Raw genomic sequence first — 11,926 nt, forward strand, 5'->3', positions numbered from 1 at the left:
GTATGAGCGGTTCATCGATCGAGAAAACAGTCCACGTGTGTGAAAGCGACGACTTTGTCACCACTTCGGTGGTGGGACTGGACCCTCGTCCGGGCCTTACTCACCGCGATGCGAATTGGGCTGGGCTGCGAGTACTCGTTGCGGGGCTAGGGCTCAGTGGATTTGCTGCCGCAGATGCGCTACTGGAGCGAGGAGCTCGTGTAACGGTGGTCGATGGTGCGCAGGCTCCTGCGGAGAGCGTTTTGGCTGAGAAAGCCAAAATTTTGCAAATCTTAGGTGCTGTAACCCTGTTGGGCCAGGAGGGTCAGGCCGCGATTGAGTCACCGGAAACAGTCTCTGAGATTGATTTGGTTGTCACCTCGCCCGGGTGGCGTCCGGATAATTCCCTCCTTGTTCATGCTGCCCAGGCAGGTGTGCCGATTTGGGGAGAAGTGGAGCTGGCTTGGCGTATGCGGCCAGCAGAGAACCCTGCGCCATGGTTGTGCATCACTGGAACCAATGGAAAAACCACGGCTGTCACAATGGCTGCTTCTATTCTCTCTGCCGCGGGATTGAGGTCAGTCGCGGCGGGGAACGTGGGAACGCCTCTCCTTGAGGCGGTTTTGCATCCAGATCCGTATCAAGTTCTAGCGGTGGAGCTATCGAGTTTCCAGCTGCATTGGCAGCGTTCGATTTCTCCCGCTGCATCGGTTTGTTTGAACGTTGCACCTGATCATGTCGATTGGCACGGGTCGATGGAGGCCTATGCGGCAGATAAGGGAAGAATTTACGAAAACACGCAGATCGCGTGCATTTACAACGGGTCGGACCCTGTCACAGAGCAGCTCGTTCGAGATGCGGATGTTATCGAGGGATGCCGAGCTGTGGGGTTCACCCTGGGGATGCCTGGGCTATCGATGTTGGGGGTAGTCGAGGATGTGTTGGCTGATCGAGCTTTTGTCGAGGATCGAGCTAATTCGGCAGCTGAAATCGGAACTTTGACTGATTTGTCGCGGGGGTCGCTGCCTCCAGCGCCACATTTTGTTGCTAACGCATTAGCTGCAGCAGCCTTGACTCGGGCGATTGGTGTTCCTGCTCCAGTTGTGCAGGCTGGTCTGCGCAACTATGAAGTAGAGAAGCATCGCATTGCGGAGGTTGCGGTTGTTGATGGAGTTACGTTCATTGATGACAGTAAGGCAACAAATCCGCATGCGGCTGCTGCCTCTTTGGGGTCTTTTGCGAGTGTGGTGTGGGTTGCAGGTGGGCTGCTTAAAGGCGCTGACGTCGATGAGCTGGTGCGGACCAGAGCTGATCGGTTGCGAGGCGTGGTTTTGCTGGGGCGTGACCGAGCAATTTTGGCGGATGCGTTGGAACGCTATGCGCCTTCTGTTCCCGTGATTGATGTGGGTGACGAGGCGCCTCCGGAAGGTTCGGAGCTGATTATGGATCGCATTGTTCGTGAAGCTTCGGCTCTAGCACAGCAAGGTGATGTTGTTTTGTTGGCGCCTGCGGCGGCATCAATGGATATGTTCCTTAATTACGGTGCTCGCGGGGATGCTTTTGCTGAGGCTGTTAGACGTTTCGCTGGTGATACGTGTGCCGGGGAGTCTGAGTAGCCATGAGTAAACAGCTGCGTGACCGGGAACGAGTCATCGGTGAGCGAGAGCGTGAGAGGCCGTCGTTGTGGGATCGGCTGGAATCTCCGTTGTCGACGTATTACTTGTTGCTCACGGCGACTGGCATGCTTCTCATCATCGGTTTGGTGATGGTTTTGTCAGCAAGTTCTGTTACGCAGCTGAATAACAATAAGTCTCCTTTTAATCTTTTTTTCCGCCAAGGTATTTTCGCTGTGGTGGGAGTAGGGGCAGCGTGTGTGACGGCACGATTGCCTGTGCGCTTTTGGAAGCGTATTGGGTTACCCCTTCTTTTTGTTTCTGTTTGTTTGCAGATGCTGGTCTTTACGCCATTGGGGCATACGGTAAACGGGAACCGGAACTGGGTTAGTATTGCTGGAGTTCAGCTGCAGCCCTCTGAAATCGGCAAAGTTGCCCTCATTCTGTTTTCTGCTGCAGTTTTGGCGAAAAAGAAAAAGCTGTTGGGGGACTGGCGTCATGTGGTTATTCCAGTTTTTATGCCGGCTGCTTTTGTTGTAGTTGGCTTAGTGTTGCTTGGTCGTGATTTGGGCACGGCGCTAGTTCTATTTGCTGTACTAGGTGGAATTCTCTGGGTTCTTGGTATCTCATGGAAATTTTTTGCGATTTCGGCAGGAGTTGGTGCTGTCGGAGTTCTGGCTTTGGTGGTTGGCTCAAGTAACCGAACTGAACGTATTAATGCTTGGCTGAGTTGCACGAACGTTTTGCAGTGCTGGCAGTCGAGACACGGGCAGTTTGCGCTGGCTGACGGAGGTTTGTCGGGTGTTGGGTTGGGTGGCTCTCGGGAGAAGTGGTTGTGGCTGCCAGAGCCGCATAATGATTTTATTTTCGCGATTGTAGGGGAAGAGCTAGGTATTGCTGGCACATTAATGATCCTTCTCCTTTTTGGTGCTTTGGCGTTGGGTTGTTATCGCTTGATCCGGCACAGCGATGACATGTTTGTTCGTTTGGTGACAGCTGGTGTTATGAGCTGGATTCTAGTGCAGGCTGTCATCAATATTGGTTCCGTAATTGGATTATTGCCGATTATTGGTGTTCCTCTTCCTTTAGTGAGTTATGGCGGTTCTGCCTTGGTCACTACTTTGGGCGCGTTGGGGATTCTCATTTCTTTTGCAAGAAATGAGCCGGCCGCTCGTCGGGCATTGCAGGCACGTCCTCGCGTGCTTATTCGTACTCTTGCGGCTGTTCCGCGCAGACATGGAGGTCCTCGTCGATGAATATGGGTAGTGAGTCAGTAAAGATGCCAGCTTCGGTTCTTTTAGCTGGGGGCGGCTCGGCGGGACATGTGTCTCCTCTGTTAGCGACGGCGGATGCGTTGCGGAGACGTGACCCACATGTGCGAATTACGGCTTTGGGTACGCGTGAAGGGTTGGAGGCGCGTTTAGTTCCGGCGCGTGGCTATGATTTGGCTTTTGTTCCCAAGGTTGCTTTTCCGCGGCGACCTAATCGCGCGGCCTTGAAATTTCCAGGGAAGCTGGTGGAGGAAATTCGTGCCGCAGATCGGGCAATCCTTGATGCGGAGGCTGAGGTTGTGGTGGGGTTCGGTGGCTACGTGTCCACCCCTGCATACTTGGCGGCTAAACGCCGGGGCGTACCGATTGTTGTTCACGAGGGTAATGCGCGGCCAGGGCTAGCAAATAAAGCTGGTTCGCGGATGACGGAGTTCGTGGCGACTACGTTCAGTTCAACGAGTCTTCCAAATGCTCGGTGTATCGGAATGCCAATGCGGGCGGAAATTACACGGTTGGATCGTGCTGCGTTGCGGAATGAGGCTTTGGCTCATTTTGGCTTGCGCGGGGATGCACCGGTGCTTTTGGTGACGGGTGGGTCATTGGGGGCCAAGCGGTTGAATGATGCTTTCTCTGCTTCTGTGCGGGATCTGCAGGAGGCGGGGGTACAGGTGTTGCATTTGGCTGGTGGCGGTAAGGGGTTTGAGCCTGATCTGCGTGTGGATGGGCCAGCTTATCGGGTTCTTGAGTATGCAGATCGTATCGAGCTGGCTTATGCGGCAGCGGATCTGGTTGTTTGCCGTTCGGGTGCGAATACGGTGTGTGAGTTGACGGCGGTGGGGCTTCCTGCCATTTTCGTTCCTTTGCCGATTGGGAATGGGGAGCAAAGAATCAACGCTGATGACGTGGTCGCCGTTGGTGGGGCTTTGCTGGTTGATGATGCGCAAGTCTGTCGTGAATGGGTTACCGGGACAGTTATTCCTTTGATGCGTGACCGTGAGCGGCTCTCTTCGATGGCTGATGCGTCGGCGCGTGTGGGGGTCCGCACGGCTGATGATCAGCTGGTGGACATGATTATTGCTGCTGGAGCGAAGGGTGCTGTTCGATGAGGCCGACGCGTTTTGACGTCACGGGTGAAGTTTTGCCGGTTGCTGAGTTGGGGCGTACCCATGTGTTGGCTGTAGGTGGCGCGGGGATGTCTGCGGTGGCGCGTCTGCTGTGTGCGGCGGGTTTGTCGGTGAGCGGATCTGATGCCAAAGATTCTGCGGTTCTTGACGGTTTGCGTCAGGCAGGTGTTGACGTACACGTCGGGCATGATGTTGCTCACCTTGAAGGTGTTGAAACGGTAGTGGTTTCCTCTGCCATTCGTGATGACAACGTTGAGCTGCTGGCGGCTCGTGAGCGTGGCTTGCGTGTGTTGCATCGCTCGATGGCGTTGGCGAGTGTGGCGAAGGATGTTCGCCGCGTTGCGATTGCAGGTGCGAATGGGAAAACCACGACTACAGCGATGACTGCCACGTTGTTGCGTGATGCTGGTGTGGATCCCTCTTTCGCCGTTGGTGGTGATTTGGTGGCGACGGGGTCAAATGCAGAGCTGGGCGCTGGTGGTGTTTTTGTTGTGGAGGCTGATGAGTCGGATGGCTCGTTCCTCGCTTATCGGCCTGACGTGGCGGTGGTGACGAATGTGCAGCCTGACCATCTGGATTTTTACGGCACGTTTGAGGCGGTTCAGGATGCATATCTGGAATTTGTGATGTCGATGCGTCCGGGTGGGTTGTTGGTTACGTGTGCTGATGATGATGGTGCTTTGCGCCTGGCCGAGCGCGCCGGTCTGGCCGGCATTCGTGTGGTCACGTACGGGCAGTCTGCTGATGCTGATGTCCGTGTTGATGCAGTCGAGTTTGTGGGCATGACGAGTCGGGCGCGTGTGTATATGCCTGGTGGGGGAGTGATTGCGCTCGAACTGCCGTTGCCGGGTTTGCATAACGTGTTGGATGCGGTGGCCGCATTGGTGGCCGCCACGGTGGGGCTTGGGGTGTCGCCTGAGGCCGGGGTGGCCGGGTTGGCCGGTTATGGAGGTGTGCGGCGGCGCTTTGAAATTAAGGGCTCGTCGGGGGATGTCACGGTTATTGATGACTATGCGCATAACCCCGGTAAGGTTCGAGCTTTGGTGCAGACGGCGCGTGAGTTGGTGGGTTTTGGACGGCTGGTTGTGCTTTTTCAGCCGCATTTGTATTCGCGTACTAGAGATTTTGCTGAGCAGTTTGCTCAGGGGCTGGCCCCTGCTGATGAAGTGTTTGTTCTGGATGTCTATGGGGCTCGGGAAGAGCCGATGCCTGGGGTGAGTGGGCGTTTAATCACAGAGCATCTTTCTGCGTTGCCAGGGCAGCGAGGAGTGCACTTCGTGGCGTGTTTGTCTGATGCGGCATCAGTTGTGGCGGATCATGTGCGGGAAGGTGATGTGGTTTTGACTGTGGGAGCTGGTGATGTGACCACGGTTGGGCCTGCATTGCTGACGTGTTTAGCTGATCGTTCTGTGTGAGGTGGTGTGGTGCGTTCTCGATCACGAGCTAAGGACGCGGGGGCGCGAGGTTCCGGGCAAGCGGCGGTAAACCCGAAGGTGACTCCGCATAAACGTTTTGTGCAGCGGGCGCGTCGTGTGCGGTTGCGGGTGTGGCGCCTTGTGGCCTGGCTTTTGCTTGTGGCGGGAGTGGCTGGAGGTGTTTATTGGCTGTTGACGCAGAGTGACTGGTTTCGTGTGGATCAGGTGACTATTGGGGGAGCGTCGGCGCATCGGGAGACGATTATTCGGGACCGGACGCAGTCTCTTTTGGGTAAACCTCTAGTTGAGGTTGATCTTGTGGAGGCGCGTGATGCGGTGGATCAGGTGCATTTGTTCTCTGCTGTAAGGGTGCGGCGTGCCTGGCCAAATGGAGTGCATGTGGAGGTTTCCGAACGGACACCGGTGGCTGCTGCTGCTTTGCCTTCGGGGGCATATCGTTTGATCGATAAAGCTGGAGTTGGGTATGAGAGTGTGCCTGCGCCTCCCGCTGGTGTTCTTCCGGTCAAGATTGCTAATCCGCGTGATTCTAGGTCGCTTGCTACCGCTGCTGCGGTGGGAACTTCTATGCCTGCTGGTTTGGTTGCCAGGGTGAAGAACTTCGAGGTGGATGGTAGTGCGCGTGGTTCATTTGAACTCTCTGGGGTTCGAGTGATGTGGGGTGACTCTTCAGAGGGGCGCGTTAAGGCTGCTGTATTGGAGCCGCTGATGCGGCGGGGGAAGATCTCAACCTTGGATTTGTCGGCTCCGTTGAGTCCTGTAACGACGCGGTGATAAGGATCGTTCCTTCCGCGAGTTCCCTACGGATCAACTGGAGGTCGAGACATCCCGGCGTGTTAGGAATGCGTGGACAAGGCGTATAACTCACGTAGGATGGTATGGAGGTCAAGAGCGACCGCTCGAGAACTCAGACGGTCCGTCTGTCAAGATGTATTGCATCTGAAACCCGTTGATGTCGTGGACAGGTCTTCCTGAAGTGGCAGCATCGTTGTCAGAAGAGGGATCGCCCCGGGGAGTCGACCGGTATGGGAATCAGGCGATCGGGAATACCTCCTCAACATTGACTTGAAGTCGAGGGTTTTGCTGAAGGTGAAATCACTCGCCACATCGTTAACATCTCCGTCTCGAAAGGCCCCCCAGTGGCAGCTCCACAGAACTACCTGGCCGTCATCAAGGTCGTCGGTATCGGCGGGGGCGGTGTCAATGCGGTCAACCGGATGATCGAGGTCGGCCTCAAGGGTGTCGAGTTCATTGCGATCAACACTGACGCGCAGGCGCTGCTCATGAGTGACGCCGACTTGAAGCTGGATGTCGGTCGTGAACTTACTCGTGGCTTGGGCGCTGGCGCCGACCCTGAGGTCGGTAAGAAAGCGGCTGAGGATCATGCCGAGGAGATCGAAGAGGCGCTTCGTGGCGCCGATATGGTCTTCGTTACCGCCGGTGAGGGTGGCGGTACCGGTACCGGTGGCGCGCCCGTTGTCGCGCGAATCGCTAAAGGCTTGGGTGCGTTGACTATTGGTGTGGTCACGCGTCCATTCACGTTTGAAGGCCGCCGTCGAGCCAACCAGGCTGAGTCGGGTATCGGCGCTCTCCGTGAAGAAGTTGACACGCTCATCGTTATTCCTAATGACCGTTTGCTGTCTATTAGTGACCGCGCGGTTTCCATGCTTGACGCGTTCCGCAGCGCAGACCAGGTGTTGCTTTCCGGTGTGCAGGGCATCACCGATCTCATCACCACGCCTGGTCTGATCAACCTTGACTTCGCTGATGTGAAGTCTGTTATGCAAGGTGCTGGCAGTGCTCTTATGGGTATTGGGTCAGCACGTGGTGATGATCGTGCAGTGCAAGCTGCTGAGCTTGCTATTTCCAGTCCGTTGCTGGAGGCAAGCATTGATGGCGCACATGGTGTGCTGTTGTCCATTCAGGGTGGCAGTGATCTTGGATTGTTTGAGATCAATGAGGCTGCTCGTTTGGTGCAGGAGGCAGCCCACCCCGAAGCGAACATTATCTTCGGTGCGGTCATCGATGATGCTCTTGGTGACGAGGTGCGGGTGACTGTGATTGCGGCGGGTTTTGATGGGGGTACTCCCCAGCCTCGTCGTGAGCAGCAGTCGCAGGGTTCTTCTGCGCAGCAGGGGCAGCAGGCCCCTCCGCGTTCTGCGCCGCGTCCTGCTCAGCAGGTGGCTCCGCAGGCGGAACGGCCTATGGTGCCCAGTCAGCCGCAGGCGGCCGCGGCTTCTGCTGGACGTCCGGGGCAGGTTCAGCCTCAGCCGGTGAGTCCGCGTCCTGCACCTGCACAGCCGGAGGCTGAGCAGGAAGCTCCTGTTGAAACGCATCGTGAAGCAGTGCGTCCTCCACGAACGGTTACGTTCGATGAGGGTGATGATCTGGACGTTCCAGATTTCCTTAAGTGATGTAGTTCATTGATCGCGAAGAAGCGCTCCCTTAAGGGAGCGCTTCTTCGCATATTTCGAGGGTGATGTTGTGTTGTATGCGCGTGGAGTTCTTCCGATGGATCATCACCTCGGTGATGGGGAGCATCGAGTGGCGTGGGGGTTCACAGATGCGGGAGGGCATTTACCGGAGTCTGGCCAGGAGGAGCCTGCATATGGTGAGTTCAACGTGGGGGGGCATGTTGGTGATGACTTGGCGCGAGTGATGGCTAATCGTGTAGCCCTGGCGCGTGAGATGGGGGTGGGGTCTGGTGGGGTGGTGTTCATGAATCAGGTGCATGGAAATGATGTTGCGGTGGTAGATGGGCCGTGGGGTCAGGGGCCAGTTGCAGATGTGGATGCGTTGGTGACAACGCGTCCAGGGCTGGGGTTAGGGGTTTTGGTGGCGGACTGCGTGCCAGTTGTTTTCGCTGATGTGCGTGCTGGTGTGGTGGGTGTTGCGCATGCTGGGCGTCGAGGCATGTTGTCTGGTGTGGCTACGCGTACGGTGACTGTGATGCGCGAGTTGGGAGCAGAGCGGGTTGTGGCCTGGATTGGTCCCTCGATTTGTGGTGAGTGTTATGAGGTGCCTGTTGAGTTGGCGCGGGAAGCTGAGTTGGTTCGTCCGGGGGTGCGGTCGCGGACTCGTTGGGGTAGTGCGGGTATTGATGTGGCTGCCGGGGTGGAGATGGAGTTAAGGGCGGCTGAGGTTGAGGTGAATCGGATTTCAGGGTGCACGCTGGAGGACCGTTCTTTGTACTCGTATCGGAGGCATAAGGTGACTGGGCGTTTTGCTGGGGTTGTTGTGCTTGATCCGGCAGTGTGAGGGGCTGTTGTGAGTAAAGCGGGTGCTATGAATGAGGGGTTAGAGGGCGCGTTGGTGGAGCGTGAGTGTGAGTTGCGCAGGAACCTTGAGATGGTGCGTGGGCGGATTGAGTCTGCGTGTGTGCGTTCTGGGCGTTCTGTTGATTCTGTGCAGCTTGTTGTGGTGACGAAGTTTTTTCCTGCGACTGATGTGGCGGCGTTGGTTAGGTGTGGTGTGACTGACGTGGGGGAGAGTCGTGATCAGGAGGCTGTGGCCAAAGTTGGCGAAGTTGCCCGTTTGTGTGGTGAGATATCCATGCCTCGTTGGCATTTCGTTGGTCAGGTGCAGTCGAAAAAAGCAGTTTCGATTGCGCGCTACGCGGATGTCGTGCAGTCAGTGGATCGGCCTAAGCTTGTGACAGCTTTGGCTGGTGCTGCGAGTCGAGCGGGGCGAAGGCTTGATGTGCTGCTGCAGGTGGACCTGCGTTCGTCTGAGGCGATCTCTGAAGATCCCGGGCGGGGTGGTGTTCCCCCAGCTGAGCTTGCTCGGTTGGCTGACTTTGTAATGCAGCACAAGGATTTGCGACTACGAGGCCTGATGAGCGTCGCTCCAAGAAACGTTGAACCCGCGGCCGCATTCGCGGAACTGTTCTGTGCGCGTGAGCGTTTCTTGTGTAATCACCCCAGTGCCACTTGGCTTTCCGCGGGGATGAGCGGCGATTTTGAAGAGGCTATCCAAGCGGGGGCCACGCATGTGCGTGTCGGTAGCGCAATCCTGGGGTCCCGGTCTACGTACGGGTAGTTTGAGGCGAAATCACGCATCGGGCTCCCCGGTGTGCCGCTGATTGATGTGAAAGTCAGTGGGGGGTGGTTGTTGGCCGGAGACTCGGTCCATTAAACGTGAAGTGGAATTCAATGAGGAGCGAGCGATGGCAGGTGCCCTGCACAAGGCAATGGTGTACCTGGGTCTGACCGATGAGGTCGACCGTTATGACGAGGAGTACGCCAACGGATACCGTCGTGCCACAGATGGCGCAGCGGATGGTCGCGATCACCGGTCTAGGGGGCATCACGCTGCGTCCGCTGTGTCGGAGCGGGAAGCTCAGGGGGATGAGTGGGGGGCTTCGCAAGCAGATACTCCTACTCCTATCCGTCGTTCGACGCCGGTGTCGTCGGCTGCGGCGGTTGCCCAGGAGGATGTGCATGATAGTGAGGAATATCACGCTGAAGTGGCGCAGTTTCCGCGTCGGGTTCCTGTTTCAGAGGTAGTTGACGATGTGGAGGTCATGGGCGTGCATCGCATTACCACCATTCACCCTCGTACGTATAACGAGGCTAAGAAGGTGGGAGAGGCGTTCCGTGATGGGACGCCGGTGATCATGAATCTGTCGGATCTGGATGACGCGGATGCTAAGCGTTTGGTGGATTTTGCGGCGGGTTTGGTGTTTGGATTGGCCGGGTCGATTGAGCGGGTGACGAACAAGGTGTTTCTTTTGTCGCCTTCTGATGTGGAGGTGACGACCACGTCTGAAGTCGAGGACAGTGGTGCACATGCCGGAGTGTTTGATCAGCACTAAGCGCCGCGGTCGGTTCTATGTGGGTCCGGTTGTGTGCATGTGTTGTATGCGTTGAATTGATGAGGTCGGTCCTTTGAAGTGAGGGCCGACCTCACGTGTGTGCGTGGCGTTTTCGTGGGTGTGCAGTGGTTGTGGGTGTTGGGGCCGTTGTGGGTGCCCAATAAGAGTTGGTGTGGGGTTACTGGAGCGAGGGAATGCCCCTCGGGAGAGCTAGGGATACTTAGGTTATGCAGGGATTTTTTGCTCTTGTGGCGTGGTTGCTGAACCTCTACATGTTCGTGTTGATTGCCCGGCTGGTCATTGACTGGATTCAGCTCTTGGCACGTGATTGGCGCCCTAAGGGCGTGATTCTTATGCTTTGCGAGGGTGTCTACACGGTGACGGATCCGCCTCTGAAAGCCTTGCGGAAAGCTATTCCTCCGCTGCGTTTGGGGGCTGTTGCGTTGGATCTGTCGTTCCTCGTACTCATTCTCATGATTTCCTTGCTGGTAGGCTTTTTTCAACAGCTCAGTTGAAATGTGCTCGTCTACACGTTGATCGTTTCCGTGTTTTCGGGTCGGCCGTCCTGGTCAGATCAGTTCTCGTCGTGCAGAATCATCGGGTCTGGTCGGGTCCGTGTTCGTGCCTGACCAGCGGTCCAGCGATTTGTCGTGGTGTCGAGTGTTCGGGGGCTCGGCTATGGTTGCCGATCATCTGGGCACACGCTTCCGCCAATGCAAAGGGGACGGTTGATGGCTCTCACGCCAGAAGACATTCTCAACAAAAACTTCACAGCCACTCAGTTCCGTCGTGGGTACGACGAGCAGGAGGTCGACGACTTCCTTGACGAGATCGTTGCGGAGTTCCGTCGACTCAACGCTGAGAACGCGGACTTGCGGCGGCGTGCTGAGACCGGTGGCGGCGGCGCCACCGATGGTCGCATTGACCCTGCACAGCTCGAGGCCGAGGTGGCCGAGCGTATCGCTGCGGTGAAGCGGCGTGCCGAAGAGCAGGTTGCTGCGGTTGAGCGTGAGGCAGAGAAGAGGATCGCCGCGGCTCGTGAGGAGGCAGCTGCTCAGGCCAGTGCAGCTCCGCCTGCGCCGAGTCCCGTGGCTGAGTCCGGCTCTACTGATGCCGCCGGTGTTATCGCCCTGGCTCAGCGGGTGCACGATGAGTACGTTGCGCAGGGTAAAGCTGAGCACGAGCGCTTGGTGAATGAGGCGACGGTTACTCGCGACAAGATGATGAGCGAGGTCCGGGTTCAGCGGGATTCCATGCTGGCTGATGCCACTACTAAGCGTGACACGTTGTTGCGAGAAGCTCAGCAGCGGCATGATGACTTGGTGCGTACTGGTCAGCAGAAGCACGCTGACTTGGTTTCCTCCGCGCAGGAACAGCATGATCGGTTGACGGGCGAGGCTCAGGCCACGCATACGCGTTTGCTTGGTGAGGCGCGCAGTGAAGCTGATCAGCTTGTCGGTGAGGCGCAGCGCCGTCGTCAGGAAATTTTGGCGGCCTTGGAGGGGGAGAAATCTTCTTTGGAGGCTGCTATCAGTGGCTTGCGTTCTTTTGAGTCTGAGTACCGTACGCGCCTGCGTTCGTACCTGGAGAAGCAGCTGGGGGCTCTTGAGTCGCAGGCTCCTATGGCGCCTGCTGGTCTTGGTGACGCCTGACTGTAGAAGGAAGTTAGCGAGGACGCTCCGCCTTGGTGTGC

The 11,926-nt window shown here is 57.0% G+C and carries 11 protein-coding genes; all 11 read left to right on the top strand.

Translation table 11 applies throughout. From position 1 onward, the window contains the following. Positions 1–2: 2 nt before the first annotated feature. Complete coding sequence (gene murD, locus CKV89_RS05645; protein ID WP_084441006.1) at positions 3–1,595, top strand: UDP-N-acetylmuramoyl-L-alanine--D-glutamate ligase; 1,593 nt, start codon at positions 3–5, stop codon at positions 1,593–1,595. Positions 1,596–1,720: 125 nt separating this feature from the next. Next, positions 1,721–2,848 (top strand): putative lipid II flippase FtsW, encoded by a 1,128-nt coding sequence (gene ftsW / locus CKV89_RS05650; protein WP_231935327.1) that lies wholly within the window; start codon positions 1,721–1,723, stop codon positions 2,846–2,848. Next, a complete protein-coding gene (gene murG, locus CKV89_RS05655) occupies positions 2,845–3,969 on the top strand; it encodes an undecaprenyldiphospho-muramoylpentapeptide beta-N-acetylglucosaminyltransferase (RefSeq protein ID WP_084440955.1) in 1,125 nt (374 codons plus the stop codon). Before ftsW ends, murG begins: the two co-directional genes overlap by 4 nt. Continuing rightward, a complete protein-coding gene (gene murC / locus CKV89_RS05660; RefSeq protein WP_028326925.1) occupies positions 3,966–5,402 on the top strand; it encodes a UDP-N-acetylmuramate--L-alanine ligase in 1,437 nt (478 codons plus the stop codon). The genes murG and murC overlap by 4 nt, the downstream gene beginning before the upstream one ends. 9 nt (positions 5,403–5,411) lie before the next feature. Then, positions 5,412–6,194 carry a cell division protein FtsQ/DivIB gene (locus CKV89_RS05665; protein WP_157728087.1) on the top strand — a complete coding sequence of 261 codons (783 nt, stop codon included), beginning with the start codon at positions 5,412–5,414 and terminating at the stop codon, positions 6,192–6,194. Between the two features lie 365 nt (positions 6,195–6,559). Then, positions 6,560–7,834: a cell division protein FtsZ gene (gene ftsZ / locus CKV89_RS05670; RefSeq protein WP_028326924.1), complete on the top strand. Its 1,275-nt coding sequence runs from the start codon at positions 6,560–6,562 to the stop codon at positions 7,832–7,834. Positions 7,835–7,931: 97 nt separating this feature from the next. Then, positions 7,932–8,678, top strand: coding sequence for a polyphenol oxidase family protein (locus CKV89_RS05675; protein WP_084440953.1), 747 nt, complete (start codon positions 7,932–7,934; stop codon positions 8,676–8,678). Positions 8,679–8,687: 9 nt separating this feature from the next. Further along, a complete protein-coding gene (locus CKV89_RS05680) occupies positions 8,688–9,458 on the top strand; it encodes a YggS family pyridoxal phosphate-dependent enzyme (protein WP_231935336.1) in 771 nt (256 codons plus the stop codon). A gap of 127 nt (positions 9,459–9,585) precedes the next feature. After that, a complete protein-coding gene (locus CKV89_RS05685) occupies positions 9,586–10,233 on the top strand; it encodes a cell division protein SepF (protein ID WP_028326922.1) in 648 nt (215 codons plus the stop codon). 227 nt (positions 10,234–10,460) lie between these two features. Further along, positions 10,461–10,748 (top strand): YggT family protein, encoded by a 288-nt coding sequence (locus CKV89_RS05690; RefSeq protein ID WP_028326921.1) that lies wholly within the window; start codon positions 10,461–10,463, stop codon positions 10,746–10,748. A gap of 216 nt (positions 10,749–10,964) precedes the next feature. Further along, positions 10,965–11,885, top strand: a complete 921-nt coding sequence (locus tag CKV89_RS05695; protein ID WP_028326920.1) for a DivIVA domain-containing protein — start codon at positions 10,965–10,967, stop codon at positions 11,883–11,885. Positions 11,886–11,926 lie beyond the last annotated feature (41 nt).

The organism is Dermatophilus congolensis, from assembly GCF_900187045.1.
Lineage (GTDB): Bacteria > Actinomycetota > Actinomycetes > Actinomycetales > Dermatophilaceae > Dermatophilus > Dermatophilus congolensis.